This is a genomic window from Actinoplanes octamycinicus (assembly GCF_014205225.1).
GTDB lineage: Bacteria > Actinomycetota > Actinomycetes > Mycobacteriales > Micromonosporaceae > Actinoplanes > Actinoplanes octamycinicus.
Window position 1 is genome coordinate 5,396,170 of sequence record NZ_JACHNB010000001.1, and the last position, 26,017, is coordinate 5,422,186.

Here is a 26,017-nt window from a genome sequence, read left to right on the forward strand (position 1 = left end):
GCCTGCCCACGCGCCGTGAGCGCGTGGGCAGGCCGGAGGGCGGGCGGATCTAGCTCTTCTTCTTGCGCTTGGCGTCGGAGGGGCGGTCCCGGTCCGAGGCGATGTCCTCGGCGTAGGTGGCGCCGCCGTCCGACTCACTGGTCAACGGCCGGGCGCCGCCCTCCGGCGGCCCGGCCAGCGACTGCTCACCGGCCGCCAGGTGCGGGAACTTGAGGTCGAAGGCGGGCCGCTCGGAGCGGATCCGCGGCATGCTGTCGAAGTTGCGCAGCGGCGGCGGGGTGGTGGTCGCCCACTCCAGCGAGTTGCCGTGACCCCACGGGTCCGGCGCGGTGACCACCTTGCCGACCTTGTAGGACTTCCACACGTTGTAGAGGAACGGCAGCGTCGCGGCGCCCAGGATGAACGAGCCGATCGAGGACAGCGTGTTCAGCCCGGTGAAACCGTCGGTCGGCAGATAGTCGGCGTACCGCCGGGGCATGCCCTTCGTGCCGACCCAGTGCTGCACCAGGAACGTCATGTGGAAACCGATGAAGGTCAGCCAGAAATGCAGCTTTCCCAGCCGTTCGTCGAGCATCCGGCCGAACATCTTCGGGAACCAGAAGTAGATCCCGGAGAAGACCGCGAACACGATCGTGCCGAACAGCACGTAGTGGAAGTGGGCCACCACGAAGTACGAGTCGGAGACGTGGAAGTCCATCGGCGGGGACGCCAGCAGGATGCCGGACAGGCCGCCGAACAGGAAGGTGACCAGGAAGCCGACCGCCCAGACCATCGGCGTCTCGAAGCTGACCTGGCCGCGCCACATGGTGCCGATCCAGGTGAAGAACTTCATGCCGGTCGGCACGCCGATCATGAAGGTGAGGAAGCTGAAGAACGGCAGCAGCACCTGGCCGGTCGCGTACATGTGGTGGGCCCATACGCTCATCGACAGGGCGGCGATCCCGATCGTGGCCGCGACCAGGCCCTTGTAGCCGAACAGCGGTTTGCGGCTGAAGACCGGGATGACCTCGGTGATGATGCCGAAGAACGGCAGGGCGATCACGTACACCTCGGGGTGGCCGAAGAACCAGAACAGGTGCTGCCAGAGCATCGGCCCGCCGGTGTCCACGTCGAAGACGTGCGCGCCGACCACCCGGTCGGCGGCCAGGGCGAACAGCGCCGCCGCCAGGAACGGGAAGATCAGGATCACCAGCAGGCTGGTGATCAGCATGTTCCAGGTGAGGATCGGCATCCGGAACATGGTCATGCCCGGGGCACGCAGGGTCAGGATCGTGGTGATCAGGTTGACCGCGCCGAGGATCGAGCCCAGACCGCCGATGGCCAGGCCGACCACCCAGGCGTTGCCGCCGATGCCCGGCGAGTGCAGCGAGTCGCTCAGCGGGGTGTAGGCGAACCAGCCGAAGTCCGCGGCGCCGCCCGGCATCACGAAACCGCTCATCGCGATCAGCGTGCCGAACAGGTACAGCCAGTAGGCGAACGCGTTCAGCCGGGGGAACGCCACGTCCGGCGCGCCGATCTGGATCGGCACCACGTAGTTGGCGAAGGCGAACACGATCGGCGTGGCGAAGAACAGCAGCATCGCCGTGCCGTGCATGGTGAACAGCTGGTTGAACTGCTCCGGCGAGAGGATCTGCATCCCGGGCCGGGCCAGCTCGGCGCGCATCAGCAGGGCCATGATGCCGCCGACGATGTAGAAGATGATCGACGTGATCATGTAGTTGATGCCGATCTGCTTGGCATCGGTGGTGCGCAGGATCCGGGCCAGCGCGGATCCTCTCACCTGCCGGCGGACCGGATGCGGCCGGACAGGGGTCGGCCTCGCGGCGACGGTGGTCATCCAGCCTCCTCGGCTGCACATACGGTGAACTATTGCTCACCCTCTGTTATAGGCTTCGGAGACGGCAATTCGTGCCAGATCAGCTATTCCTCTTTCATCCGTCGAGGGGGAGTCGTGCTGGAGGAGAAGGACCGCCGCGTCCTCGCCGACATCGAGCAGCATCTGTCCGCCGGCGACCCGGCCTTCGCCCGGCGGATGCGCGCCGACGCGGTGCCCGCCTGCCCGTTCCCGACCGTGTCGATGCTCTGCGTGGGCACCTTCCTGTCGATCCCGTTCCTGGCCCTCTTCCTCGGCCCGCGAGCGGTCCTGATCCTGCTGACCGTGACCGCCGTGCTGGTCATGACAGTCCTGCTGAGCCGCAGCTTCGGCGTCGACCGCCGCTGACGCACGGTCCGCCTTCTCTCGCGGTCCGTTTCTTCTCGCGGTCCCCTGACGCACGCCATGGCCGACGCCGGCCTCGGCGCCCGCGGCCGGGTCGAAGTGACCCCCTGATCGGGACGTCGGCACCTGCCCGGCGGGCCGGTGGAGCCCTACCGTCAGGAGTGACCCGAAAGGAAGACGCCATGTCCACACTGAGCGTTTTCGATCAATTGGCCCTGCACGACTTCGCCGCCGACCTGCCCGCCGAGCTGCTGCACCGGCTCTCCGTGCACGGCCGCCCGGTCTTCCACGCCAGCCGCTACCGGCTGTTCTCGGCCGGTGCCCCGGCCGAGCGGTTCTGGCTGCTGAACTCCGGCGCGGTGGCGCTCGACATGACCGTTCCCGGTCGCGGCGACATCGTCATCGAACGGCTGCGGCCCGGGGCGGTGATCGGCTGGTCGTGGCTGATACCGCCGTACCGGTGGCGGTTCGGCGCGGTGGTGGCCGAGGACATCCACGCGCTGGAGTTCGACGCCGCGCGGATCCGCGAGCTGATCGCCGAGGACCCGGCGATCGGGCGGGACCTCACCACCCGCTTCCTGACCGTGCTCGCCGACCGGCTGGAGGCGTCCCGCCACCGGCTCGCCGAGCTCTACGCCTACCCGGACACCCCGGAATAGACCCGTTTCCGGTACGGCGGGGAGCCTCCCGCCGTACCGGAAACCGGGTTTGGTCTATTCGGTGTGGGCCTGAGCAGTCTCCGACAGCATGCCCCGACCATGGCCAGCCGCCCCGGACCACCGCCGCTGATCAGGCCGAACGTGGCGTCATCCGCCGGTAGCCGACCTGCCACAGGGCGAGCAGCAACAGCCCGGCGACCAGCACCCAGACCGGCAGGTGCGTGCCGAAGATCCCGAGCAGGACCGCGCCCGCGGCCGCCGGCAACGCCCAGCCGAGCGTCCACCGCAGCGCCGCCCCGGAGAACCCGAGCGGGCCGGCGACCAGGAAGTACACCGCCGCGCCGCCGCACATCACCCAGCGCACCGCGGCGCCCGCGTGCTCCGCCTCGCCGGCCAGACCACCCAGCCCGGCCGCGATCGCGACGATCGCCGCGGTGGTCAGATAGTGCACCGGCATGGTCGCGCGCAGCGCCCGCGTCCAGGCTCCGGCGACCGGCGCCGCAGCGGAGCCGTACTGCAGCGTCAGCCACCACAGCGCGACCAGCAGACCAAAACCGGTCAATACCAGGAGCCAGATGTCGTACGACCAGAGCGTCACGTCGGCGGCCTCGTTGACCAGCTGCGCGACCGCCTCGCCGAGCACGATGATGACGAACAGGCCGAGCCGCTCACCCAGGTGCGGCCGGTCCGCGGTGACCGCCCGCGGCTCGGGCAGCACCGGCGGCGTGGCCGTCCGGCCGAAGCGGCGGCGGGCCAGCCGGGCCGTCCACCGGCGCTGCCGGCGATCCCGCTCCTCGCGCTCCTCGGCCATCAGCCGGTCCGGGTGCCGGGCAGCGAGCAGCGTGAAAGCCAGGTCGAAGGCGATGCCGGCGGCCCACAGCCAATAGCGGACCGGCGCCTCGAAGCCCAGCGAGGCCACCCAGGGGATCAGCCCGACCGCCTGGTGCACGCCCGGCCACTCGGTCATCACCTCGGCCGACTTCTTCCACGAGGCGATCGCCAGCATCCGGCAGGCGACGTAGGCGATGATGAATCGCTGCGGGTGGTCGTCGTCGACCAGCGGGGTCACCGAGGCGGCCATCACCGCGATGCCGAACATCGCGCCGAGCATGGTGACCAGGCGGATCCGGGTGGCGGCGACGTTCGCGTACAGGGTGAAGCCGGTCCAGACGCTCCACATCGCGTAGTAGAGGATCCCGAAGATCAGCAGCCGCTCGGCGTCCGGCTCGTGCAGCAGGTGGGCCAGCTGGGCCACCGCGGCCACGATGACCAGATCGAAGAAGAGCTCGAGCCAGGTGGCGTGCCGCTCCTCGGCGGCCGGTTCCGACATGATCGCGAACCTATCGTGCGCGGCCTTCCGCGTGGTGCCCGGCTCTTTCTGTGGCCTTTTCCGTGGTGCCCGGCTGCCGGCCGGGCACCACAGTGGATCAGGCCTGCTTGGTCTCCCAGAAGATCTTGGAGATCTCCTCGATCTTGCCGAGCAGCTGGTCGGCGATCGCCGGGTCCACCGAGCCCTTGGCGCCCGCCGCGCCGGCGAGCTTGGTGGCCTCGTTGAACAGCTGGTGCAGGTTCGGGTACTTCTCGAAGTGCGGAGCCTTGAAGTAGTCGGTCCACAGCACCCACAGGTGGTGCTTGACCAGCTCGGCCCGCTGCTCCTTGATGATGATGGCCCGGGTGCGGAACTCCGGGTCGGTGTTGCCCTGGTACTTCTCGGCGATCGCCTTGATCGACTCGGCCTCGATCCGGGCCTGGGCCGGGTCGTAGACGCCGCAGGGCAGATCGCAGTGGGCGCTCACGACGGTACGCGGGCGGAGAAAACGCATCAGAGACCTCTCGTGTGAAAATCGCGGGCGTGGTGGATCAGCGGATGATCCTCGGGGCCGTGGAAGACCTCCAGGATCGACGCGACGACCAGGGTCGACCCGCCCACCGGCAGCCGGTGCAGGGCGGTGCCGCGCAGCGCGGCTACCGCGTCGGACAGGATCGGCTCGCCGGTCGGCAGCACACTCCAGCCCTGATCCGCGGTGAACCGGTCGCCGCCGCTGTGCGAGAACTCCCGGGCCAGCGCGGCATGCCCGGCCCCGAGCAGGTGCACCACAAAACTCGGTGCGGCCAGCAGGAGCCGGGCGGTGCGGGTGCCCATCACCGAGAAGGACAGCGCCGGCGGGTCCACCGCGACCGAGGCGACGCTGGACGCGGTCAGCCCGATCGGGCCGTCCGGTCCGGCGGCGCTGATCACGGCGACGCCGGTCGGGTACCGGCGGAACGCGTCCTTCATCCGCTCGCCGACAGCCGATTCGCGCACAGTTCCCAGATCCACGGCAAGCACGCTAAAACCTCAAGCCGACTTCATGTCAAAGCGTTCTTGATCACTCAGTGTGCTCTCGGTCGCTCCGCCGGCCTTCTCCCCGTGCCGGGTTCCACACGCTGCCGGCCTCTTGTACCGAGCTGGCTTCGCGCGGTGCCGGCCTACCACCGGCCCGGCCTGTCGCCGGGCCGGTTCTCACCGTCGCGGTCGTTTCCCGTCGCGGCTGCCTTCCCAGCGCGGCCGCTTTCCGGCGCTGGCCGCTTCACTCCTTCCCCCGCCGCGGCCGCTCTCACTCCGGCAGAGGGCGGGTGACGTAGACCGGGCAGGCGGCGTGGTGCAACAGCTGCAGGCTGGTCGAGCCGACCAGGGTGCCGGTGACCAGTCCGTGGCCGTGACTGCCGACGATCACCAGACGGGCCGTGCGGGACGCCTCCACCAGGGCGGCCGGCGGGCTGGCCGGCGACAACACCACGTCGACCGGGACGTCCGGGAACTTCGAGCGCCACGGTTCCAGCTGCTCGGCCAGCCGGTCCGCCCGGTCGGCGTCCACCGCGGCGCTGTCCGGGGTGAGCCACGGCGGGATCACCGGCGGGCAGGCGTGCACGATCCGGATCGGCGCACCCTGGGCGTCGGCCATCGTGAACACGGTCTCCAGGACCAGGTCGGCGCTGGGGGAGTCGTCCACCCCCGCGGCGATCGGGCGGTTATCACCTGCGGTGGTCGAGCGGTGGTCGCCGGTGGCGGTCGGGACGTCGTCCGCGGCCGGCTGTGGGCCGACCACGACCACCGGGCAGGGCGCGTGGGTGGCGACCCGCTGGCTGGTCGAGCCGAGCAGCATGCCGGCGAAACCGCCCCGGCCACGGCTGCCCAGGACCATCAGCTGGGCGCCGCGGGCCGATTCGAGCAGGCGGGGGACGGCCTGCCCGATCAGCGTGAAGGTCTGAACGGCCAGGTCCGGGGCGATCCCCTGGACCCGCTCGACCGCGGCGGCGATCACCCCTTCGGCCTGCTGGCGGGCCGCGTCGACGTACTCGTTCCCGACCTCGAAGCGGGACTCCCGCCAATCCCAGTCGAAGGCGTGCACGATCCGCAAGGCCACACCGCGCCGGTGTGCCTCCCGAGCCGCCCAGTCGACGGCGAGGTCGCTAGTGTCCGTGCCGTCAGTGCCGACGACGATGCCAGTGGTCCGCATGGCAGGTTCCCTTCGTCTCTGCCCTCGATCCTCGGCGGTCCCGATCATGGGTGGCAGGGTCTTAGGTCCGTCGGCTCGGGCACTATGTGGGCATGGATTCCGGCACGCCCCACACCCCGTCCCCGGACCCCGCCCCGTCCGCGCCCGCGCGCCCTGTCCCGGACCCTGCGCCGTCCGCCTCTTCGCGCCCCGCCCCGGACCCCACCCCGTCCGCGCGCCCTGTCCCGGACCCTGCGCCGTCCGCCTTTTCGCGCCCCGCCCCGGACCGCGCGCCGTCCGCGTCCTCGGATGCCACGTCGTCTGCGTCCGCTGCACCGGTATCCGCCGGTCCGGAGGCTGTGCCGGGCGGGCGGGTCAGCCGGGACCGGGACGCTGCCGGGCGGGCGAAGAACGCGCGGCCCCGGGACGGGCTCGGGCGGCCACTCCCGCACGGCCTGACCGGGGTGCCGACCACGCCGGAAGACCTGGTGCTGCCGCCGGACGAGGCGCTCCGCGAGGCGCAGCGCCTGCTCGACGCCGGGCGGCCGTTCCACGCCCACGAAGTCCTCGAAGGCGCCTGGAAAGCCTGCGACGACGACAACCGCGAACTGTGGAAGGGACTCGCCCAACTGGCCGTCGGCATCACCCACCTGCGAAGAGGAAACGAGGTGGGTGCCGTCCGCCTGCTGACCCGTGCGGCAGAGCGCATCTCGGCGTACGCCGAAAATCCCCCACACCGGATCGCCGCCGCCGCGCTGACCACCTGGGCCCAGGACCTCATCGCGCGCATCGGCACCGGCCCGGTCCCAGCCGACCTCCTCGCCCCGCGCCTGGTCGCCTAGCTCGACCCGTCCCGTGCCTGGTCACGCGGCCCTCGGCTGTCCTGCTCGCCGCGTGCCTGGTCGCCTGGCTCGCGGCCGTCCTGACGATCTGCCGGTCCCGGGGATGACCGTCCGCAGCTAGATCCTCGGGATGACCTTCTGCGCGACCTTCTTGGCGCCGGCCAGGTTCCGCTCGTCGCTCGCGCCCCGCGAATAGACGTCGACCTGCACGGTCCCGTAGAGCACGTAGAGATGCCCGGAGTGCCAGTAGGCGTCCTCGCCGACCCCGTCGACCGTCTCCGCCTCGGCCACCGTGACCCGGAACTCCTCGGCCGTGGTCCGGCTCAGGAAGAGCGCCAACTGCCCACCCTCCTGCTGCCACTGACAGAACCGGGCCACGTCCCCGGCACTCGCCCCGTCCGGGTCGACCTGCGTCACACCCCGCCCGGTCAGCGCGCGAACCTCCGCCCCCGACAGCAGCGTGCACGGATCCGGAATGTCCCCGGCGTCACGAACCGACCCGCTTTCCCGGCCACCGCCCTCACGGGGTGTCGGCAGTGCCGACCCGATCGCCGCGGTAGCAGCGGCGGCCGGCGCCGGCTCGTCCGCGTTGTTGACGACCCCGCAGCCCCCACCGGCGAGCACCGCAATCCCGACCAGCCCAGCGATCCGCTGCTTCACCAGATTCTCCTCACCACGCGACCCCGCCAAATCGCACCACATCCACCCCAACCCACCCCAGACCCACCGGCCCGAAGTCACCCGGGAGCGTTGCCCCCACCCGATGAACCGGGCGGCGGCGGAGGGCGTACCCATCTGTGTCAGGTGTTCCCAGCGATCGATGAAGCCAGCGTCCGCGCGAGACGGGGAATCGGCGGTCCACCGTGATCAGTGCAGTGCAGGAGAAGGACGCCAGGCGTTTCTGGCGCAATCTGGAGGATGCGGTCGCGCAGACCCGCCCGGGCCAGCCGGTCCCGGGGCTGTCGTCCATCGAGGGATCGGACAACTCCGGGACGGTGTACTGCGTGGTGGATCTCGGCGGAGATCCGATCCGGGTGGAACTCTTCAACGGCTGGTGGGACACGGTCGGGCCGACCCGGGTCGGACCCGCGGTGCTGGACGCGTTTCGCTTCGCCAGGGAGAAGGCCGGTCTGGCATCCCTGCTGCTGAGACGCCATCGGCTGCCGCGACGAGGCCCACGGCGTCGCCTCGAAGTCGCGACTCTGATGCCCGCCTTCGGCGCGTCGGACGGCGCCGCGGAGTTGCGACGAAGCATGGTGCGGGCCGCTGACCAGGCGGAGGCGGTGCTCGGTCTCGTCGAAGCATCGCGAGGTGGGCGGCGGCGGGAAGTGCACGGTCCGCGCGGACTGTTCTCGGTGACGATGGACGGCTGGCAGATCACGTCCGCTGCAGTGATCGACCGGGTGCGTGCCGATGATGGCGAGGCTCTGGCCATGGACGCGTGTGATGCGTTGCTTGCGGCGTGCCCTCGGAAACTGCGATAGGAGGCGACTGTGAGCGACAGCGACTTCGCCTGGTACGACCCGGATGTGGTCGAGGTCGCCGTGGAAGGACTGCGTGACGAGTCCAGGAAGTGGCACGACCTTTCCGACCGGATGGGTGTCGTCGCGCGTCGTGCACAGCATCTGAACCTGAGCGAAAGCGCGTTCATGGTGTCCGACGCGCTGGTGGGCCCGGTCACGGCGGGCGATCTGCTGCGCGGTTACACCGCGATGCAAGACCTGCTGGCCGGGCTGTTCGAGCAGGGGGTGCAGCAGTTCGAGTCGATGGCCGACGCCCTCCGGAAGAACGCTGACGAGTACGAACATGCCGATCGTGCGTCCGCCAAGTCCTTCGACGACATCGCGGTCTCTTGATCGAGGGGGTGAGGACATGACCCAACCGGGCACCCCGGCACAGGCCGGGAGCGAGGTCGGCTTCATGCCGGAGGCGTTGAACCTCTTCCGGAAGGCTGTGGAGGGTCTGGAACTTGGTATCAAGGCGCTCCGCGCCGGACTGACCACCTTCGTCAACGAGGTCGATGCGTTTCTGGCCCGGGCCGAGGAAGGATTGCGGAACGGGCACTGGTGGGACAAGCTCGCCGAATGGGTCACCAGCACGATCGCGGATGTCCTCGCGCACATCCGTGACCTGCTGGAGGACGTGCGGCAGAAAGTCGACCAGATTCTGGCGATGGCGGAGAAGGCGGTTGTCGGCACCACCCCGGTGCTGTCGTTGTTCTCCGCCGGCATGGACTGGGCGACAAAGGTCAACACGCCCCTGTCCGAGGTCGGGCCGGACCTCTCCGCGTCGGGGAAGATCGACTTCTGGCGGACGCCGGCATACCTGACGTTCAAGACCCGGGTCGAGGATCAGGCTGATGCGATCACCTCGGTGGTGGAGAAGGTGAAGGCCACCAGTCGTTGGCTGTCCGATGTCGCCGAGGCCAACACCAGCTACATGGTGGGTCTGGCGGGATATGCCTCCGACGTCGGCGGAGCCCTCGCCACCGCCGCAGCCGATGTGGCACAGATCGGTGCCGGCAACGCGGTCGCGGCGGAGGAGGCTGTGCTGGACATGTCTGATGTCGTCGGTCAGACCGTGACGGCGATCGGCAAATATGTCTCGGGCGTCGTCGGACGGCTCGCACAGGTCATGAACCAGGTCAATGAACTTGTCACCGAATACGGCGATCACTCCGGTCTGCCGGGCGGTCGCTGGCCGAAGGCGGTCCAGGCATCATGAGATCCACCTACCTTGTCGTTACCGCCGCTGTTCTGGTGCTGGCGGGATGTTCGGGGCCGGACGCTGTGCCGGCCGATCCCGCGGCGTCCGGGTCGGTTGCCGGAGGACCGCAAGGTTCACCGTCGGCGGGCCGGCACTGGAAAGGGCTGGCGGCGCAGTGCCCGGAGCTGACCGGTGACGCGGCCAAGGACCTCGGCGTCGGCGGGGCCGGAGTGCCGGGGGACGGGTATCAAACCAATCAGCTCTTCACGAGAGCGGCCTGTCGCTGGGGTGGCGCGGACGGGACGGGCAACGCCGTGGAGGCGGACGTCGGTATCTATCCCGGGAAGAACGGGCAGGTCGGAGCCGACGCGGCGTGGCAGGTGCTGAAGGGGTTCTCCGGGACACCGGTGCCGGTCGGGGACGAGGCTCTGCTGAACGACGAACTCGGGGCCGTTGTGGTGCGGGTGCGGTCCGGGAACGTGGTGGCCACCGTGCGGCTGATCCCGCCGTCGCGCGGAACTGATCCGGCGCCGTTGCGGAAGTCGGCCGTGGCTGTCACCGGCGACGTCCTGGACGACCTCGTCGAGGGTTGACGGGCCGGAACGGCTTCGGGGCCGCTTGTGGGCGGCCCCGAAGGGGTCGGGTCAGCATGGGCCGGGCGGCCGTTCAGGGACGGAGAACCGCTCGACCAGAACTGCGGTGGGGCAGGGCGGGCTGACCGTCAGTGGGGGCTGACTCGGACCTCCGGAGCCGGCAAGCCGTCGAACCAGGAGGCCTCGCGCAGGGTGTCGAGCAGGCGCTGCCGGCCGGCCGGGTCCTGGCGGTCGATGAACAGGATGCCGTCCAAGTGGTCGGTCTCGTGCTGCACGCACCGGGCCAGCAGGCCCGCGCCCACCACCTGGACCGGGTCGCCGTGCGCGGTCTGGCCCTTGGCCACCACGTTCATCCGGCGCTTGGTGTCCAGGTAGATCCCCGGGATGGAGAGGCAGCCCTCCGGGCCGTCCTGCTCCTCCTCGTCGGGGAAGGACACCACCGGGTTGACCAGGTGGTCGAGCTTGAGATCGTTGCCCGGGAGGTCCGGGTTGATCGCGAAGACCCGCAGGCTCACCCCGATCTGCGGGGCGGCCAGCCCGGCGCCCCGGGACTCGGCGAGCGTCTCGGTCAGGTCCTGGACCAGCCGGCGCAGCTCGGCGTCGAACGTGGTGACCGCCTCGGCCGGCCGGCGCAGCACCGGATCGCCGACCTTGCGGATGGAAAGCACCGTCACAGCGGACCTCCGGTAGGGAACAGAGCCGGTCCCGACGCTACCCGGTGGATGTGACAAACCGTCCCGGGTGTGCGCGACCGGCAACCCGGGTACCGCGCAACCGTGGACGTAGACCAGTCACGTGTGGACCAGGCCGGCGGTGTTCGTACCAAAAAGACCCCGGACCACGGGGAGAGCACCTGGACGGTGATCGTCGCGGTGGCCGCGAACGCGGCCATCGCGATCGCGAAGATCGTCGCGGGCCTGTTCACCGGCAGCGCCTCGATGTGGGCCGAGGCCGCCCACTCGATCGCCGACACCGGCAACGAGATCCTGCTGCTGGTCGGGTTGAAGCGCTCGTTGCGCGAGCCGGACCGCCGGCACCCCTTCGGGTACGGCCAGGAGCGCTACTTCTGGACCTTCCTGGCGGCGCTCGGGATCTTCCTGGTCGGCGGCGTCCTGTCGATCGGCGAAGGCGTGCGCAGCCTGCTGATGCCGGAGCCGGTGGAGAGCCTGTGGGTCGGCGTCGGCGTGCTGGTGGTGGCCGCCGGGTTCGAGAGCTACTCCTGGTACACCGCGCACAAGCAGCTGCGCAAGGAGGCCCGCGAGCAGGACCGGTCGATGCGGCACCACCTGCGGCACGCCTCCGACCCGAGCGCCACCACGGTCTTCCTGGAGGACACCGCCGCGCTGATCGGTCTCGCCATCGCCCTGGTCGCCCTGGTCCTGCACGCCGTCACCGGCTGGGCCGGCTGGGACGCGATCGGCAGCATGTCGATCGGCCTGCTGCTGATCGTGGTGGCCTACCTGCTGGCCCGCCGCTCGAAGGGGCTGCTGCTCGACGAGTCGGCGCCGGCCGACATCCTCGACCCGATCCGGGAGCGGGTCGAGTCCGAGCGCTGGATCGCGACCGTCCAGGACCTGCAGGCGGTCTGGGTGGGCCCGTCCCAGCTGATGGTGAACATGTGGGTGGTCCCGGCCGACTCGAACCACCTGGTCGAGCGGGTCGCCGGGCTGCGCCGGGAACTGCTCGAGGATGACACGGTCGCCCAGGTCACGGTGACCCTGATGCCGGGCTGAGCGGGCGCGTCCCCATAACCGGGGCGCAGCGTCACCCGCAGCCGCTTCAGGTCGGTCCGCGGCGGGAACCAGGTCCGGAAGGCCGACGAACCGGTGGAGTCCCGAGGTCCGCTGGCGCCGGGTCGGCGCGGGCACTGCCGCGACGGGGATTGAGCCGTCGGTGAAATGAACTTGGCCGATCCGGACCGCCCGACCAGGATCGTGATCATGACGAGTGAGCAGCGCGTGGTCGGCTACGGCGGGATGTGGGCGCGGCCGGAGGACGATCCGCGGGAGAGCGGCAACCCGGTCGGCGAGCTGGCGACGATCCGCGAGTACCTGACGAACTACCGGAGAACGCTCGCCCTCAAGTGCGAAGGACTCACGCCGGAGCAGCTGGCCACCCGGTCGGTGCCGCCGTCGACGATGAGCCTGCTCGGGCTGGTCCGGCACATGGCCAAGGTGGAGCACGTCTGGTTCCAGCTGGCCCTGGAGGGCAAGCGTGAGCCACGGCTGTTCTGGTCGGCGGAGGTGCGGGACGTGGACTTCGACGGCGCGGTCGCCGACCCGGCGGTGGTCGCGGAGGCGTTCGCGGCGTGGCAGGCGCAGATCGCCGCGGCCGACGAGTGGCTGGACCGGGCGACCGACCTCGGAGCCACGGTGACGCTCTCCTGGAACGGGGACTCGTCGAGCGTGCGGGACATCCTGATCCACATGATCGAGGAGTACGCGCGGCACTGCGGCCACGCCGACCTGCTCCGCGAGTGCATCGACGGCCGCACCGGACAGTGATCCCGCCTCGGGTCCGCCGCCGGTCACGGTCAGACCATTTTCCGGTACGACTCCGTCCCGCCCGTCCCCGTGCCGCGGCTGAGGCCGCTTGAGGTTTGCCGCAGGGCGAGACCAAGTCCCGCACCGCGTGGCAGATCCGTCCCGCGCTCGCGTGGCAGTCCCGGGTCTTGCGTCGCCGGGCGCTCACCGCGCTCACGTGGCAGCCCCGGGTCTTGCGTCGCCGGGCGCTCACCGCGCTCGCGTGGCAGTCCCGGGTCTTGCGTCGCCGGGCGCTCACCGCGCTCGCGTGGCAGTCTCGGGTCCTGCGTCGCCGGGCGCTCACCGCGCCGCGTGGCGGATCGCCCGCGCCCGCCCGGCAGAGGCTGCTTACATCGCGGCGTGGCGGGAGCGCTCCGGGCGTACCGGAAATCGGCGGACGCCAGGAGAAGCGGACCCCGCGCCGGCCCGCGGCCTGAAGCAGCCGGTAGTCCAGCGGACCTCGCGCCGATCCGCGGCCCGGACCGGACGGCGGAGCGGCCCGGACCGGACGGCGAAGCTACCTGGATCAGCCTGCGGAGCGGCCCGGATCGGACGGCGGAGCGGCCCGGTGGCGCGGCGAACCGCGCCGCCGGGCCGGAGCCGGACGGTCGGATCTCAGGAGGCGTAGGTCTCGAACTCGGCGACCTTCGGCGTCCCGGACGCGCTCACGATCTTGAAGGTGATCTTGGTGAGCGAGGTGGCCGGGAAGGTGATCACGCCGGAGCCGGTGCCGGACGTGAGGACCGCGCCGGTGCTGCCGTTGACGACCTGGTAGGAGCCGATCACGCCGCTGGTGACCTCGCGGAGGTTGATCCGGGAGACGGTGGTGGCCGCACCCCACTTGATCGAGATGTCACCGGTGCTGCCGCTCGGCGACCAGTAGGTGCTCAGGCTGCCGTCCTTGACGTTGCCGTAGCTGGTGCCGCTCGCCTTGCTCGACCCGTCCGCGCCGGCCCCGCTGGCCAGGCTCAGGTTGGTGCCGCTGGGCTGCTGGGTCGGGGTGGTGCTCACGCTCGGGCTGGGCGTCGGGCTGCTGCTGCTCGGCTTGACCGTCGGGCTGGTCGTGGTGGCCGAGCAGTTGCCGTTCGAGGTCTTCAGGCCGGTGTTCGCGCCGGCGGTCTGCTGCACGATGGCCGGCACGCAGGAGGCGCCGTCCAGGGTGAACGAGTACGGGATGCTGACGCTGGTGTTCGACACCGGGTTCGGGCCGGCCGGGTTCTCGTCCTCGGTGGCTTCCCACGTCACGTTGTCGAAGATGTTGCCGGAGACCTGCCAGTAGCCGGGCAGATCGGTGTAGAACGTGCCGAGCGGGTTCAGCGAGTCCTTGAAGTAGTTGTTGTCCACCCGGGCCTTGCCGCCGGCCCGCGCGTTGATCCCGGACTCGTTCAGCGAGTGGTAGTAGTTGTTGTAGATGTGCGCGGTGGCGCCACGCAGCAGCGGAGTCCGCGAGTCGATGTTCTCGTACCAGTTGTGGTGGAAGGTGACCGGCCCGTTCGCCAGGTCGCTGTCGCTGGAGCCGATCAGCCCGCCGCGGCCGGAGTCGCGCAGGACGCTGTAGGACAGCGTGACGTACTTGGTGTTGTCCTTCATGTCGAACAGGCCGTCGTAACCGGCCGACTCGCCGCCCGAGGCGATCAGCGTGGCGTGGTCCACCCAGACGTGGTGCACGTCGGTCTCCATGCCGATCGCGTCGCCGCCGTTCGAGGTCGGCGAGCCGGACTTCTTGACGTTCTGCACGGTCACGTTCTGGATGATGATGTTGCTGGCGTTCCGGAGGTGGATGCCCAGCTGGTCGAAGACCGCGCTGCCCACGCCGACGATGGTGACGTTGCTGACGTCCTTCAGCTCGATCCGGTCGGCGGCGGTGTTGCAGCTGTCGCCGGAGACCTTCGTGGTGTTCCCGTGGTTGATCGTGCCGGACACCTCGATGGTGATCGGGGTGCTGCTGCTGGCCCGGCTGCACAGCGCCTGGTGGATCTGAGTGCCGGTGGTGGCCCGGACGGTGGCCCCGCCGGCGCCGCCGGTGGTCCCGCCGTTGACGCTGGCGAACCCGGTGGCGGTGCCGGTCACGGCCGCGGAGGCCTGCGGGTTCGGCAGGAAGAGGGCGATCGCCCCGGCGGTGATCGCGGTGCCGGCGGCGGCCGCCAGTCGAAGTCTGGTCATCGGTACGCGCTCCTGGGGATGCGGCATTGGGATGCGGGAAAGCGCTTTCCTCACCGAGTATGGAGCGGCGTCGATTAACACACAAGAAACTTCGGCGTTTGCATTTTGTTGCATTCCGCGGGCCCGGGCCGCCGCCCGCCGCCGGGTCCGGCATGCCTTGGCCGGGCCGGGCTCGGGTGGTTGCTCGCTCCCCGGTCCGACATGCCCCGGCTGGGCCCGGGCCGCTGCCCGCTGCCGTGCCCGGCGTCCCTCAGGTGCGCTCGGGCCGCTGCTTCGGCCGGGTCCGCTGGGCTTGCGATCGGCGCTTTCCGGTACGCGGCCGCGCGCCCTGCCGTCGCCGGCCGTCCCCGCCGTGGCTTGCCGAGGGAGGCGCGTGGTTGGCGTGGCGGCGAGGTTCGGCGGGTCGGTGGTGTGGCGCGGTTCGTCGGGCGGGTGGTGTGGCGCGGTTCGTCGGGCGGGTGGTGCGGCGCGGTTCGTCGGGCGGGTGGTGCGGCGCGGTTCGTTGGGGGAGTGGTGCGGCGGGGGTTCGTCGGGCGGGTGGTGCGGCGGGGTTCGTCGGGCCGGTGGCGCGGCGGGGTTCGGTGGGCCGGTGGCGCGGCATCATGAGGGGATGAGTCGGTATTTCAAGGTCGTTCCGGAAGGATCGGTGGCTTCGCCGGCGGCGTCGGCGGACAAGTTCGACGGAGCGGTGTGGCAGGCCGAGATGCTCACCCGGCAGCGGGAGGACGGGCTGCGGGGGCATCGGTTCGCCTATGCGCCGGGTGGCCGGTCGCACTGGCACGTGCACACCGGGGAGCAGGCGCTCATCGCGGTGTCCGGTCGCGGGCTGATCCAGTGGGAGGGCCTGGACGAGCCCCGCGAACTGCAGCCCGGCGACTGGGTGCACGTGGAGCCGGGGGTGCCGCACTGGCACGGCGCCGCTGACGACAGCTTCTTCGTGCACCTGGCCGTCACCGCCACCGGCGAAACGGAGTGGGGCGACCCGGCCGGTCGCTGAGCCCACCTCCGGCGGTGACCGGTGGGCCCGCGTCCCGAGGATGGGCGCCGGGTGGTCGGCAGTGCGGCTGCGGGCAGGGGGTGCCGCACCGTGGGCCTCAGCTGGTGGGCTGCGGCGTCGGGAGGCGGTGCCGCACTGTGGGCCTCCGCTGGTGGGCTGCGGCGTGGAGAGGCGGTGCCTTGTGGGCATCCGCTGGTGGGCTCCGGCGTGGGGAGGCGGTGGCGCACTGTGGGCATCAGCCGGACGGCTGCGGCTGGGGAAGCGGTGCCGGCGAGGCGGGGAAGAGGTGCCGGCGAGGCCGGGGTGGGGTTGGTGTGATGCCGCGGGGGTGGCGGAAGGCGGCGTGCCGGGAAGTAGGTGTGGCGCTGCGGGCATGGGAAGCGGCAGCGGGGGGATCCGGGGTGTTTCGTGGCGGAGGGGCGGGGAATGCCGCGGGCATGACTGCGACCAAAGAAGACCGGCAGGCCGACGAGCGGCAGCAGCGGCCGCCCGGTCACACCACACGGATGGACCGTAAGCCGGATCATGGCGAGGAGAGCTACCGCGGATCCGGGCGGATGACCGGGAAGAAAGCGGTGATCACCGGCGGGGACAGTGGGATCGGGCGGGCCGTCGCGCTCGCGTTCGCCCGGGAGGGCGCCGACGTGCTGATCTCCTATCTGCCCGAGGAGCAGGACGACGCGCGGGAGACGGCGGCGCTGGTCGAGGCGGCCGGGCGGAAGGTGGCGCTGGCGCCCGGCGACCTGACCGACCCGGCGCAGAGCAAGAAGATCGTCGAGCAGGCGGTGCGGGACCTCGGCGGGATCGACGTGCTGGTGAACAACGCCGCTTACCAGATGACCCACGAGACCGTCGAGGAGATCACCGACGAGGAGTGGCAGCACACCTTCGACACGAACATCGCCGCGATGTTCCGCCTGGTGAAGGCCGCGCTGCCGCATCTGGAGGCGGGCGCCTCGATCATCAACACCAGCTCGGTGAACTACGACATGCCGAAGCCGACGCTGCTGCCCTACGCCACCACGAAGGGGGCGATCGCGAACTTCACCGCGGGGCTGGCGCAGATGCTCGGCGACCGGGGGATCCGGGTGAACGCGGTGGCGCCCGGGCCGATCTGGACGCCGCTGATCCCGTCGACGATGCCGCCCGACCAGGTCGCCGAGTTCGGCAAGAACACGCCGCTGGGGCGGGCCGGGGAGCCGAAGGAGGTGGCGCCGGCCTACGTGCTGCTCGCCTCCGACGAGGGCAGCTACATCTCCGGGGCGATCATCCCGGTGACCGGCGGCAAGCCGATCCTCTGAAGGCACGCGAAGGGCCACGGGAAGCCGACGGCCGCGCGGAACAGGTGAGGGCCGCGCGCACGAGCGGGAGCTGCGGGCGTACACGAAACAGGCCGCCGGAAGAACCGGCGGCCTGTTGCCGTAGCGGAAATCAGCGCTTGCCGCGCCGAGCGGCGGTCTTCTCGTCCTTGACGCCGGCCGTGGCGAGCGTCCCGTCCGCCGACTCCAGGTGGGCGCGGACGAACCAGTGGTACTGCTCCAGCTGCCCGGCCTGGGCGATCAGCAGGTCCTCGGTGACCGGGTCGGCCTCGCCGGTCTTCTCGATCGCGGCCCGGTGCGACTCGATCACTCCGCTGTAGACCACGTCGAGCGCGGCCAGGTGCGAGTTGGTGTCCGCCCGGCCGATCGAGTAGTCGTCCCAGGACCGCTGCGCGACGAGCGCGCCCGGCGTGCCGACCGGCGAGCCGCCCAGCGTGGCGATCCGCTCGGCCAGGTCGTCGACCATCTCGCGGACCGCGTCGACCTGCGGGTCGAGCATCTGGTGCACCGCGATGAAGTGCGGGCCGACGACGTTCCAGTGCACGTGCTTCAGGGTCAGCGCCAGGTCGTTCAGGGCATTGAGGCGGTCCTGCAGCACCGCGATGACGTCACCGGCGACGTCCGGCTTGATCCCGGGAACGGTGTAGCTCGGGCTGGTAGTGGGCTGGGTCTTGCGTGCGGCCATCGCTGTCTTCACTCCTTCACCAGGGTTCACGAGAGAAGTGCCCCGGCCCGCGCGGGACAAAACCGCAGCGAGGTTGGTCCGCGTCACAGCGGGTACGCGGCGCCGATGGGTGAGCGCGGAGTCGTGGTGGTCGGTCAGCTGGCGCGGGACGTCGTGGTGCGGGTCCGGGAGCTGCCCGCGGCCGGTACGTCGGCGCAGGTCACCGACCGGCGGGAGACGCTGGGCGGGAAGGGCGCCAATCAGGCCGTCGCGGTCGCGCAGCTGGGCCTGCCGGTGAGCCTGGTGGCGGTGGCCGGCGACGACGTGATCGGCGACCATCTGCTGGCCCAGGCGGCCGCCGACGGCATCGACATCCGGCACGTGGTCCGCCGGCCGGGCACGCTCAGCGGGCTGATCGTGGAGGTGCTGGAGGCCGGTGGGCGGTGGCGCTACCTGGAGGATCTGCCGGATCCGGTGCGGCTCACCCGGGCCGATGTGGAGGCTGCCGAACCGGTGCTGAAGAGCGCCGCGGCGGTGCTGGTCCAGTTGCAGCAGCCGGCGGCCGCGACCCGGGAGGCGGCCCGGCGCGGCCGGGAGGCGGGGGCCCTGGTCGTGGTCGACGGGGTGGCCGACGCCGAGATGGCGTCGCTGGCCGACGTGGTGCGCGCCGACGAGCACGAGGCGGGGTTGCTGCCGGACGACCTGCTGACGCTCGGGCCCCGGCTGGTGGCGCTCGGGGTGGACGGCGGGAACCGGTTCTTCTGGGCGGGCGGTGGGGTCTTCCTGCCGCACCCGGACGGGCCGGTGGTGGACACCACCGGGGCCGGGGACGCCTTCACCGCGGCGCTGGCGGTGGCGCTGGTGCGCGGCGAGTCGCCGGAGTCGGCGGCGCGCCGGGCGGTGGCGGCGACGGGGCAGTCAGTGGGCCGGCCCGGGGGCCGGCCCGCGCTACGACCTTGGTGACTCAGACGTGCTGCGTCTCGGTGGTCGAGGGGTGCAGCTCGGCGGTGGTCTTCTTGACGAAGCGGCCGGTGCTGGTGCTGCGGTGCACCTCCCGGTCGCCGTGCCCCTTGCCGACGTGCTCGGTGGACGTGGTCTTCGGTTCTCGCTCGGCGGTGGTCTGCTTGACGAAGCGACCCGAGCGGGCGCTGCGGTTCACGTCGTGTTCCTTGCGGGCCATTGCCGGTGCCTCCTTGCGATCGGGGGGTTCTGCCCTTTCGAATTCCCCGCCGGGCCGCCCGGAAACCGCACCGTCCGGAAACCGCCCCCGCCCGGAAACCCGCCCCCCGGATCGCCCGGATCGCCCGGAGCCGCCTCAGGCTTCCACCACGGTCACGTCGGCCGCCCGGAGCGCGCGCAGCGCGGGATGCGCGGGATCGGCGTCGGTGACGATCCCGGTAACCTCGGCGGGGGCGAGCACGGTGAACGGTGACGCCGTCCCGATCTTCTCGCTGCTGGCCAGCACATAGGTCTCGGCGGCCCGGCCGGCCAGGGTGCGCTTCAGAGCCGCCTCGTCCGGGTCGCCGGTGGTCAGCCCGGCCTCCTCGTGCACGCCGGTCACGCCGAGCAGGAACAGGTCGGCGGTGATCGCCCGGGCCGCCTCGGCGGTGGCCGCGCCGCAGGTGACCGCGGAGTGCTTGAAGAGCCGGCCGCCCAGCACGTAGACGTCCACGGTGGGGTGCGCGACCAGCGCGGCGGCCACCGTGGGGCTGTGCGTGACGACGGTCGCGGCCAGGTCGGCGGGGAGCGCGGCGGTGACCGCGAGCGCGGTGGTGCCGCCGTCGAGCAGCACGGTGCTGCCCGGCCGGATCAGCGCGGCGGCCGCGGCGGCCACCCGCTCCTTGCTGGAGGTGGCCACCGTGGTCCGGGTGGCGTAGTCGGCGACCGCGGGGGAGACCGGCAGCGCGCCCCCGTAGACCCGCTGGCAGAGCCCGGCGGCGGCGAGCTCGCGAAGGTCCCGCCGGATCATGTCCTCGGTGACCCCGAGCTCGGCGGCGATCTCCTTGGCCACCACCTTGCCGGCGGTGTGCAGGCGGGACAGCAGCACGTCACGACGCTCGGCGGCCAGCATCCGTGTTTCTCCTCATTGTTGTCGACTGTTGCGCGTTTCCGAGTGTACGGTGCGGCCATGACGAAACCGATCGAGGGCATCGACGTGCCGGACGCCCGGGGCCGGACCGGCCTGGACCGGGTGGGGCGGGAGCTGAGCGGCAACCCGGACGTGCGGGTGCGGGACGTGGAGCTGCTCGCCGCGGGCTGGCACGTGCTGCGCCGGACCACCTTCGACTACCGGCGGCGGGACGGCAGCTGGAGCCGGGAGCAGCGGGAGACCTACGACCGCGGGGACGGCGCGACCGTGCTGCTCTACGACGCGGACCGGCGGACCGTGCTGCTCACCCGGCAGTTCCGCTATCCGGTCTACGTGAACGGGCACCCGGACGGGATGTTCGTGGAGGCCGCGGCGGGGCTGCTGGACGGCGACGACCCGGCGGCGGCGATCCGGCGCGAGGCGAGCGAGGAGCTGGGCGTGCTGATCGGCGAGCTGGAGCCGGTCTTCGCGGTGTGGACCAGCCCGGGCTCGGTGACCGAGCGGGTGCACTGCTTCGCGGCGCCGTACACCGCGGCGTCCCGGGTCGGGCCGGGCGGCGGCCTGGCCGGCGACGGCGAGGACATCGCGGCCGTGGAGCTGCCGTTCGAGACCGCGCTGGCGCAGGTGGCGAGCGGGGAGATCGCCGACGCGAAGACGATCCTGCTGCTGCAGTGGGCGGCGCTCCGCGGGCCGTTCAGTCGCGAAGCTGCTGGATCTTGTCCTTGACCAGGGTGGTGGCGATCGACGCCTTGTTCGGCTGACCCATCAGGAACGAGGTGGCGAACTTCTTCGCCTGGTCGTAGGTGACCTTCCCGGGCAGCGGCGGCTCGTCCGGGTTGACCGCGACGTCGACCAGGGCGGGACCGTCGTGGGCCAGGGCCTCCCGGAGCGCCGCGGGCACCTGGTCCGGCTTGTCGACGCGTACCCCGAAACCGCCGCAACCGGCGGCCCACCCGGCGTAATCCGGCAACGGCTCGCCGAAGCGGACCCCGTGCTCGGGGAAGCCGAGCACCATCTGCTCCCAGAGGATCTGCCCGAGCGAGTTGTTGTTGTTGATCACGACCTTGACCGGCAGCCGGTAGCGGACCGCGGTGTGGAACTCGGCCATCAGCATGGCGAACCCGCCGTCGCCGACGTAGGCGATCACCTGCCGGCCGGGGTGGGCGTGCTGGACGGCGAGCGCGTAGGGCAGGCCGGGCGCCATCGTGGCCAGCGTCCCGGACAGGTAGAACTCGCGGGTCCCGCGGATCTGCCAGTGCCGGGCCGCCCAGGTCGCCACGGTGCCGGAGTCGCAGCACAGCACCGCGTCGTCGGCGGCCAGCACGTCCAGCTGGTGGGCCAGGTACTGCGGCGCGATCGGGTCCCGGTCGGGTGACTCCAGCGCGGCCATCGCGTGCTGCCAGTCGGCGAACTTCTCCCGGTAGGCGCGCAGGTGGCCGCCGTCCTTGCGGTCCAGCATCGGCAGCAGCGCCCGCAGCGTGCCGGCTACATCACCGATCAGGGGCAGGTCGGTGGGGATCCGGGTGCCGGCCCGGGTCGGCTCCAGCTCGACCTGGACCACCTTGGCCTTGCCGGGTTCCGGGAGGAACTTGGTGTAGGGGAAGTTCGTCCCGAGCATCAGCAGCGTGTCGGCCTCCTCCATCAGTTCCTCGCTGGGCCCGGTGCCGAGCAGGCCGAGGCCGCCGATCACGTAGGGCGAGTCGTCCGGGACGACCATCTTGCCGAGCAGCGACTTGACGATCGGCGCGCCGAGCCGGGCCGCGGTCTCCTCGACCAGCGGCCCGGCCCCGCGGGCCCCGATCCCGGCGAGGATCGCGACCTTCTCCCCGGCGTTCAGGATGTCGGCGGCCCGGCGCAGGTCGTCGTCGTGCGGGCGGACCACCGGGGTGAGCTGGACCGGGGCGGTGGCCGGCGGCCGCACCGGGGCGACCGTCTGGTAGGGGTCCTGGTGGGCCGGGGCGATCTGCACGTCGTTCGGGAAGGTGAGGTGGGCGACGCCGCGGCGGGCGTAGGCGGTCCGGATCGCGATGTCGACCAGGGCCGGCACCTGCGCCGGGTTCATCACCACCTGGTTGTACTCGGTGACGTCCTCGAACAGCCGGTCCAGCGCCACCTCCTGCTGGTACGCGGTGCCGAGCACGCTGCTCTCCTGCAGCCCGGTGATGGCCAGCACCGGGGCGTGGTCCAGCTTGGCGTCGTAGAGCCCGTTGGCCAGGTGGATGCCGCCCGGGCCGGAGGTGGCCAGGCAGACCCCGATCTTCCCGGTCGCCTTGGCGTAGGCGGTGGCCATGAAGGCGGCCGCCTCCTCGTGGTGCACCAGCACGAACCGGACCTGGTCGGCGTGCCGCCGCAGCCCCTCCATGATCCCGTTGATGCCGTCGCCGGGCAGCCCGAACACGGTGTCGACGCCCCAGGCGGCCAGTCGTTCGATCAGGACTTCCGCAGTCAGCTCTGCCACACGCGGGGCGTACCCGCTATCCGGCGGCCCAATCGTCGAGCGCCTTGGCGGTCAGCTCACGACCGACGTCGATCATCTCGGCCGCGCGGTGGAAGTCCATCACCCGGCAGGCGCTGACCGGGATGGCGATCTGGATGTCCGGCGGCAGCCCGGCCATCCGGTACCGGGCGATCAGGTCCTGCATGGCGTCCAGCGAGAGCGACAGCACGTCGGCGATCCGCAGGTCGGCGGGGAGCACGTCGGCGATCGCCTCGGTCACCACGTCGGCGACCGTCTCGGCCGGGGCGTCGGTGGCCGGCCGGCGGAAGACCTGCCGCAGCCGGACCGCCCAGTCCTCCAGCCAGTGCGACTCGGCGGTGGCCCGGACCGGCGCGGCCGGTTCCGACGGCGGGCGCGGGGCCTGCAGCGACACCGCGATGGTGAGGTCGGCGCCGGCCGCCGCGGTCGGCTCGATCGGCACCGGGTTGAGCATCCCGCCGTCGGCCAGCAACCGGCCGTTGATCACCACTGGGGTGATCACGCCGGGGATGGCGATCGAGGCGCGGACCGCGGAGCGCAGCGGACCCTTCTGGAACCAGACCTCGCGGCGCGCGGCGATGTCGGTGGCCACCGCGGTGTACGGGATCGGCAGGTCCTGGATCTCCACGTCGGTGAGGAAGTCGTTGAGCCGGTTGACCAGCCGGTCGGCGGCCATCGCACCGGGCGAGGCCCATTTCGGGTCGATCAGCCGGAGCACGTCGCGCTGTTTGAGCCCGGACGCCCAGTCGGCGAACTCGGTCAGCCGCCCGGCTGCGAGGACCCCGCCGACCAGCGCGCCCATCGACGAGCCGGCCACCGCGGCGACCTCGAACCCGCGCTCGGCCAGCACCTGCACGGCGCCGATGTGCGCGTATCCGCGGGCGCCGCCGGATCCCAGGGCCAGCGCGACCCGCCTCGTCCGGGACATGGGCCGATGCTAACCACCGGGCCGGGGACGCCGGGCGGCGGCACACGAACGGCTGAATTCCGCGGATCCCGGCCGGGCCCGGCCGTCCGATTCGTCGCTTCTCCACAGGCCGGCACGCACGGGCCGGCCGGACCCGCCAGTGGATCGGTCAGACGCTTCCTGGTAGGCGATTAGCGTGACCGACTACTTCGCGATCGTGCCGGGCCCGGTCGAGGCCGCACCGGACGGCCAGACCACCATCCGGGTCCGGCTGGCCGGCTCCCTGGACCTCGGTACCGGCGGTGAGCTGCGCGAGGCGCTGCGCCGCGTGGTCGGGGAGGGCGGCGCCGACCGGATCGTGGTGGACCTGGCCCGGGTGAACTTCATCGACTCGGAGGCGATCAGCGCGCTGATCGCCGGCTATCACGCCGCCGAGGACGCCGGCGTCACCTTCCGCCTGACCGGCCCGGCCGGCATCGTGCAGCGCGTGCTCACCGTCGTCGGCCTGACCGATCTGATCGATTAGGAGCAGGACCAGGTCCGGTACGCGGTGAGCGCCGTGCCTGCCGCGTACCGGAATCGGGTCTGAGCGGGCGCGCGGGTCAGCGGGCCGGAAGTGGCAGGTCTGCCGTGAGGACGATCGGCTCCTCGATCAGATGCGGGCGCAGCCGGCCGGCCGGGGTGAGCCACGGCTCGTGCGCGGCGCCGTCCGGGTTCGCGGTCCACCTGCGTGCCGCGCGGCGCACGCCGATCGGATAGATGGTCAGCGTGCCGTCCGCGGTGATGTGCATCCGCAGGAACGACTTCGAGTCGATGATCCCCTGGGCGGAGAAGAGTTCGTTGAGGTTCACGTCGAAGCGGGCGGCGATCAGCAGGTAGACCGCGGTCAGCTCGGTGGCGGCCAGGCCGGCCGCGACGCCGTAGAGGCCCAGCGCGGCGAGCAGCGACCACGGCCACGGCCAGGCGTGCGGTGGCAGCTCCCACCAGAGCCAGGTGCCGAGCGCGGCCAGCCCGAGGTGGGCGGCGCCGTGCAGCAGGCCCAGCACGCGGCGGCGGAGATGGCCCTGCACCGAGTCGCTCAGGTGCGCGAAGGCGTAGCAGCCGGACATCACCATGGCGACCAGGATGACCAGCGGGACCAGCGAGAACTTCTGCAGCGGGCTGCCGAACCCGCTGGTGATCACGCCGCTGGTGGCGAGCATCAGCGCGACGTGCACCGCGCCGACCATCGCGATGAAGCTCGGGTTGTCCTTGGGCAGGCCGGCGACGATGCTGGCCGCGTAGGCCTGGGAGAGGCGCTTGCCGGGGAAGCGCGAGCGCAGCTGGTACTTCTCCCGCTCGGACGGCGACGGCAGGTCGGCCGGCGGCACCTCGATGGTCTCCGGCAGCTGGTGGGTGGGGTAGAGGTAGGCGCCCCCGCCACCGCAGGTGATCAGGTCCCGGTTCTCGTTGCTGTAGCGGGCGTAGTGGTGCCAGTCGCCGGAGACCATCAGCCGGATCTGCGCGCCGGTCGGCTCCAGCACCGCGCGGACGAAGTAGTCCAGCGAGGCGTAGACCTGCGGCACGTCGTCGCCCTGCACCCAGGTCGGGCTGGCGGTCGCGACGATCACCTTGGACCGCGGCCCGAACCGGGCGGCGACCCGGCTGAAGTAGGCCAGCTGCGGGTCGTCGATGTAGGTGGAGTCCTGGTCGTCCAGCGCCAGCAGCCACCAGTCGCCGGGCAGCTCGACGGCGAAGTAGGAGCGGTGCTGCGGCAGCCGCCAGCCGCCGATGCCGGTGCGGCGGGTGCCGGTGAACAGGCGGAGGAAGGCGGTCAGGCCGTCGTACCAGTCGTGGTTGCCGGGCAGCGCGTACATGGCCGGGCCGTCGCCGGCGCCGGGCGGGGTGGCCGGCAGCGCCGCGCGGTACGGCCCGACCAGCTGGTTCTCGTACCGTTCGGCGCTCGGCGTCGGGTAGACCTCGTCGCCGCCGAGCACCAGCGCCTGCCCGCGGGGCAGCTCCCGTTCGCCGACCGTGAGGGTCTCCTGGGCCAGCAGGTAGGCGACCGAGTAGGTGGCGTCGAACCCGTCGCCGAGGTCGGCCACGAAGTCGATCCAGCAGTCGCCGTCCGGGCCGACCTCGCGGTGCACGTCGTCCGGGAAGGCCGCCTGCAGCTCCCGCTTGTCCAGGTAACCGCCCTGGATCGAGGCGAGCGCGACGCGCAGACCGGTGCCGGCCAGCTGGACCGGGGACAGCCAGGCGACCGGCTGGGCCGGGGTGAAGCCGAGCTCGGCGGGGGTGACGTCGCGTGGCCGGCGTGTCGGGTTGGGCATGGCCTGCTCGGGCCCGTGGGTCATGGTTCCGGTTCCTCCCCTGAGTGCTGCGACACAACTACCAGAACGTG

General features: G+C 71.5%; 28 protein-coding genes. 14 read left to right on the plus strand and 14 right to left on the minus strand.

Annotated elements, in window-relative coordinates; all coding sequences use genetic code 11:
- Window positions 1–49: 49 nt before the first annotated feature.
- Window positions 50–1,837 carry an aa3-type cytochrome oxidase subunit I gene (gene ctaD / locus BJY16_RS23590; RefSeq protein WP_185041754.1) on the minus strand — a complete coding sequence of 596 codons (1,788 nt, stop codon included), beginning with the start codon at window positions 1,835–1,837 and terminating at the stop codon, window positions 50–52.
- Window positions 1,838–1,951: 114 nt separating this feature from the next.
- Between ctaD and BJY16_RS23595 the strand changes: the two genes are divergently transcribed.
- Together BJY16_RS23595 and BJY16_RS23600 are read left to right on the plus strand one after the other, a co-directional pair.
- The gene (locus BJY16_RS23595; protein ID WP_185041755.1) at window positions 1,952–2,221 is read left to right on the plus strand and encodes a DUF3040 domain-containing protein; all 270 of its coding nucleotides are present in this window, start codon (window positions 1,952–1,954) and stop codon (window positions 2,219–2,221) included.
- Window positions 2,222–2,400: 179 nt separating this feature from the next.
- The gene (locus BJY16_RS23600; RefSeq protein ID WP_185041756.1) at window positions 2,401–2,877 is read left to right on the plus strand and encodes a Crp/Fnr family transcriptional regulator; all 477 of its coding nucleotides are present in this window, start codon (window positions 2,401–2,403) and stop codon (window positions 2,875–2,877) included.
- Between the two features lie 130 nt (window positions 2,878–3,007).
- Here BJY16_RS23600 and BJY16_RS23605 read toward each other — a convergent pair whose 3' ends face one another.
- From BJY16_RS23605 to BJY16_RS23620, 4 genes are all read right to left on the minus strand, one after another.
- Complete coding sequence (locus tag BJY16_RS23605; RefSeq protein ID WP_185041757.1) at window positions 3,008–4,207, minus strand: low temperature requirement protein A; 1,200 nt, start codon at window positions 4,205–4,207, stop codon at window positions 3,008–3,010.
- Between the two features lie 97 nt (window positions 4,208–4,304).
- Window positions 4,305–4,700: a superoxide dismutase, Ni gene (gene sodN / locus BJY16_RS23610; RefSeq protein ID WP_185041758.1), complete on the minus strand. Its 396-nt coding sequence runs from the start codon at window positions 4,698–4,700 to the stop codon at window positions 4,305–4,307.
- Window positions 4,700–5,197, minus strand: a complete 498-nt coding sequence (locus BJY16_RS23615; protein ID WP_239176791.1) for a flavin reductase family protein — start codon at window positions 5,195–5,197, stop codon at window positions 4,700–4,702. Before BJY16_RS23615 ends, sodN begins: the two co-directional genes overlap by 1 nt.
- Before the next feature lie 277 nt (window positions 5,198–5,474).
- On the minus strand, window positions 5,475–6,377 hold the full coding sequence (locus BJY16_RS23620; RefSeq protein WP_185041759.1) for a universal stress protein: 903 nt from the start codon (window positions 6,375–6,377) through the stop codon (window positions 5,475–5,477).
- Window positions 6,378–6,715: 338 nt separating this feature from the next.
- On the opposite strand from BJY16_RS23620, the gene BJY16_RS23625 reads away from it, so the two are divergent.
- Window positions 6,716–7,198, plus strand: coding sequence for a DUF309 domain-containing protein (locus tag BJY16_RS23625; protein ID WP_203758855.1), 483 nt, complete (start codon window positions 6,716–6,718; stop codon window positions 7,196–7,198).
- A 117-nt stretch (window positions 7,199–7,315) separates the two neighbouring features.
- On the opposite strand, the gene BJY16_RS23630 is transcribed toward BJY16_RS23625, so the two are convergent.
- A complete protein-coding gene (locus BJY16_RS23630; protein ID WP_185041761.1) occupies window positions 7,316–7,858 on the minus strand; it encodes a hypothetical protein in 543 nt (180 codons plus the stop codon).
- 215 nt (window positions 7,859–8,073) lie between these two features.
- Here BJY16_RS23630 and BJY16_RS23635 point away from each other — a divergent pair, with 215 nt between their 5' ends.
- From BJY16_RS23635 to BJY16_RS23650, 4 genes are all read left to right on the plus strand, one after another.
- Window positions 8,074–8,682 carry a hypothetical protein gene (locus BJY16_RS23635; RefSeq protein ID WP_185041762.1) on the plus strand — a complete coding sequence of 203 codons (609 nt, stop codon included), beginning with the start codon at window positions 8,074–8,076 and terminating at the stop codon, window positions 8,680–8,682.
- A gap of 9 nt (window positions 8,683–8,691) precedes the next feature.
- Window positions 8,692–9,054: a hypothetical protein gene (locus tag BJY16_RS23640; protein WP_185041763.1), complete on the plus strand. Its 363-nt coding sequence runs from the start codon at window positions 8,692–8,694 to the stop codon at window positions 9,052–9,054.
- Between the two features lie 16 nt (window positions 9,055–9,070).
- A complete protein-coding gene (locus BJY16_RS23645) occupies window positions 9,071–9,922 on the plus strand; it encodes a hypothetical protein (protein ID WP_185041764.1) in 852 nt (283 codons plus the stop codon).
- Window positions 9,923–10,218: 296 nt separating this feature from the next.
- Window positions 10,219–10,497 (plus strand): hypothetical protein, encoded by a 279-nt coding sequence (locus tag BJY16_RS23650; protein ID WP_185041765.1) that lies wholly within the window; start codon window positions 10,219–10,221, stop codon window positions 10,495–10,497.
- A gap of 128 nt (window positions 10,498–10,625) precedes the next feature.
- On the opposite strand, the gene def is transcribed toward BJY16_RS23650, so the two are convergent.
- Entirely contained in the window at window positions 10,626–11,171 is a 546-nt protein-coding gene (gene def, locus BJY16_RS23655) for a peptide deformylase (protein ID WP_185041766.1), read from the minus strand.
- A gap of 102 nt (window positions 11,172–11,273) precedes the next feature.
- On the opposite strand from def, the gene BJY16_RS23660 reads away from it, so the two are divergent.
- Window positions 11,274–12,230: a cation diffusion facilitator family transporter gene (locus BJY16_RS23660; RefSeq protein WP_239176793.1), complete on the plus strand. Its 957-nt coding sequence runs from the start codon at window positions 11,274–11,276 to the stop codon at window positions 12,228–12,230.
- A gap of 207 nt (window positions 12,231–12,437) precedes the next feature.
- On the plus strand, window positions 12,438–13,001 hold the full coding sequence (locus tag BJY16_RS23665) for a DinB family protein (RefSeq protein WP_185041767.1): 564 nt from the start codon (window positions 12,438–12,440) through the stop codon (window positions 12,999–13,001).
- Between the two features lie 633 nt (window positions 13,002–13,634).
- Here BJY16_RS23665 and BJY16_RS23670 read toward each other — a convergent pair.
- On the minus strand, window positions 13,635–15,182 hold the full coding sequence (locus BJY16_RS23670) for a pectate lyase family protein (protein ID WP_185041768.1): 1,548 nt from the start codon (window positions 15,180–15,182) through the stop codon (window positions 13,635–13,637).
- A 610-nt stretch (window positions 15,183–15,792) separates the two neighbouring features.
- On the opposite strand from BJY16_RS23670, the gene BJY16_RS23675 reads away from it, so the two are divergent.
- Complete coding sequence (locus BJY16_RS23675; RefSeq protein WP_185041769.1) at window positions 15,793–16,179, plus strand: cupin domain-containing protein; 387 nt, start codon at window positions 15,793–15,795, stop codon at window positions 16,177–16,179.
- A 437-nt stretch (window positions 16,180–16,616) separates the two neighbouring features.
- Window positions 16,617–17,480, plus strand: coding sequence for an SDR family oxidoreductase (locus tag BJY16_RS23680; RefSeq protein WP_185041770.1), 864 nt, complete (start codon window positions 16,617–16,619; stop codon window positions 17,478–17,480).
- 130 nt (window positions 17,481–17,610) lie between these two features.
- On the opposite strand, the gene BJY16_RS23685 is transcribed toward BJY16_RS23680, so the two are convergent.
- Window positions 17,611–18,183 (minus strand): Dps family protein, encoded by a 573-nt coding sequence (locus BJY16_RS23685; protein WP_185041771.1) that lies wholly within the window; start codon window positions 18,181–18,183, stop codon window positions 17,611–17,613.
- Window positions 18,184–18,288: 105 nt separating this feature from the next.
- On the opposite strand from BJY16_RS23685, the gene BJY16_RS23690 reads away from it, so the two are divergent.
- Window positions 18,289–19,125, plus strand: a complete 837-nt coding sequence (locus tag BJY16_RS23690; RefSeq protein WP_185041772.1) for a PfkB family carbohydrate kinase — start codon at window positions 18,289–18,291, stop codon at window positions 19,123–19,125.
- Window position 19,126: 1 nt separating this feature from the next.
- Here the strand turns inward: BJY16_RS23690 and BJY16_RS23695 are convergent, their stop codons facing one another.
- Both BJY16_RS23695 and BJY16_RS23700 read right to left on the minus strand, forming a co-directional pair.
- The gene (locus BJY16_RS23695) at window positions 19,127–19,342 is read right to left on the minus strand and encodes a hypothetical protein (protein WP_185041773.1); all 216 of its coding nucleotides are present in this window, start codon (window positions 19,340–19,342) and stop codon (window positions 19,127–19,129) included.
- A gap of 135 nt (window positions 19,343–19,477) precedes the next feature.
- The gene (locus BJY16_RS23700; RefSeq protein WP_185041774.1) at window positions 19,478–20,233 is read right to left on the minus strand and encodes a DeoR/GlpR family DNA-binding transcription regulator; all 756 of its coding nucleotides are present in this window, start codon (window positions 20,231–20,233) and stop codon (window positions 19,478–19,480) included.
- Window positions 20,234–20,290: 57 nt separating this feature from the next.
- Between BJY16_RS23700 and BJY16_RS23705 the strand changes: the two genes are divergently transcribed.
- The gene (locus BJY16_RS23705) at window positions 20,291–20,977 is read left to right on the plus strand and encodes an NUDIX domain-containing protein (protein ID WP_185041775.1); all 687 of its coding nucleotides are present in this window, start codon (window positions 20,291–20,293) and stop codon (window positions 20,975–20,977) included.
- Here BJY16_RS23705 and BJY16_RS23710 read toward each other — a convergent pair.
- Window positions 20,946–22,709, minus strand: coding sequence for a thiamine pyrophosphate-dependent enzyme (locus BJY16_RS23710; protein WP_185041776.1), 1,764 nt, complete (start codon window positions 22,707–22,709; stop codon window positions 20,946–20,948). The two genes, BJY16_RS23705 and BJY16_RS23710, sit on opposite strands and share 32 nt — an antisense overlap.
- Before the next feature lie 16 nt (window positions 22,710–22,725).
- Complete coding sequence (locus BJY16_RS23715; protein WP_185041777.1) at window positions 22,726–23,655, minus strand: patatin-like phospholipase family protein; 930 nt, start codon at window positions 23,653–23,655, stop codon at window positions 22,726–22,728.
- A 175-nt stretch (window positions 23,656–23,830) separates the two neighbouring features.
- Between BJY16_RS23715 and BJY16_RS23720 the strand changes: the two genes are divergently transcribed.
- Window positions 23,831–24,160: an STAS domain-containing protein gene (locus BJY16_RS23720; RefSeq protein WP_185041778.1), complete on the plus strand. Its 330-nt coding sequence runs from the start codon at window positions 23,831–23,833 to the stop codon at window positions 24,158–24,160.
- A 76-nt stretch (window positions 24,161–24,236) separates the two neighbouring features.
- On the opposite strand, the gene BJY16_RS23725 is transcribed toward BJY16_RS23720, so the two are convergent.
- Complete coding sequence (locus BJY16_RS23725) at window positions 24,237–25,970, minus strand: metallophosphoesterase family protein (RefSeq protein ID WP_239176794.1); 1,734 nt, start codon at window positions 25,968–25,970, stop codon at window positions 24,237–24,239.
- Window positions 25,971–26,017: the final 47 nt, after the last annotated feature.

Coding starts and splice junctions, on each gene's coding strand:
- BJY16_RS23695 (WP_185041773.1), bottom strand. CDS start 19,342: ATGGCCCGCAAGGAACACGACGTGAACCGCAGCGCCCGCTCGGGTCGC.
- BJY16_RS23600 (WP_185041756.1), top strand. CDS start 2,401: ATGTCCACACTGAGCGTTTTCGATCAATTGGCCCTGCACGACTTCGCC.
- BJY16_RS23715 (WP_185041777.1), bottom strand. CDS start 23,655: ATGTCCCGGACGAGGCGGGTCGCGCTGGCCCTGGGATCCGGCGGCGCC.
- BJY16_RS23725 (WP_239176794.1), bottom strand. CDS start 25,970: ATGACCCACGGGCCCGAGCAGGCCATGCCCAACCCGACACGCCGGCCA.
- BJY16_RS23665 (WP_185041767.1), top strand. CDS start 12,438: ATGACGAGTGAGCAGCGCGTGGTCGGCTACGGCGGGATGTGGGCGCGG.
- sodN (WP_185041758.1), bottom strand. CDS start 4,700: ATGCGTTTTCTCCGCCCGCGTACCGTCGTGAGCGCCCACTGCGATCTG.
- BJY16_RS23620 (WP_185041759.1), bottom strand. CDS start 6,377: ATGCGGACCACTGGCATCGTCGTCGGCACTGACGGCACGGACACTAGC.
- BJY16_RS23700 (WP_185041774.1), bottom strand. CDS start 20,233: ATGCTGGCCGCCGAGCGTCGTGACGTGCTGCTGTCCCGCCTGCACACC.
- BJY16_RS23605 (WP_185041757.1), bottom strand. CDS start 4,207: ATGTCGGAACCGGCCGCCGAGGAGCGGCACGCCACCTGGCTCGAGCTC.
- ctaD (WP_185041754.1), bottom strand. CDS start 1,837: ATGACCACCGTCGCCGCGAGGCCGACCCCTGTCCGGCCGCATCCGGTC.
- BJY16_RS23670 (WP_185041768.1), bottom strand. CDS start 15,182: ATGACCAGACTTCGACTGGCGGCCGCCGCCGGCACCGCGATCACCGCC.
- BJY16_RS23685 (WP_185041771.1), bottom strand. CDS start 18,183: ATGGCCGCACGCAAGACCCAGCCCACTACCAGCCCGAGCTACACCGTT.
- BJY16_RS23690 (WP_185041772.1), top strand. CDS start 18,289: ATGGGTGAGCGCGGAGTCGTGGTGGTCGGTCAGCTGGCGCGGGACGTC.
- BJY16_RS23675 (WP_185041769.1), top strand. CDS start 15,793: ATGAGTCGGTATTTCAAGGTCGTTCCGGAAGGATCGGTGGCTTCGCCG.
- BJY16_RS23680 (WP_185041770.1), top strand. CDS start 16,617: ATGACTGCGACCAAAGAAGACCGGCAGGCCGACGAGCGGCAGCAGCGG.
- BJY16_RS23645 (WP_185041764.1), top strand. CDS start 9,071: ATGACCCAACCGGGCACCCCGGCACAGGCCGGGAGCGAGGTCGGCTTC.
- BJY16_RS23705 (WP_185041775.1), top strand. CDS start 20,291: ATGACGAAACCGATCGAGGGCATCGACGTGCCGGACGCCCGGGGCCGG.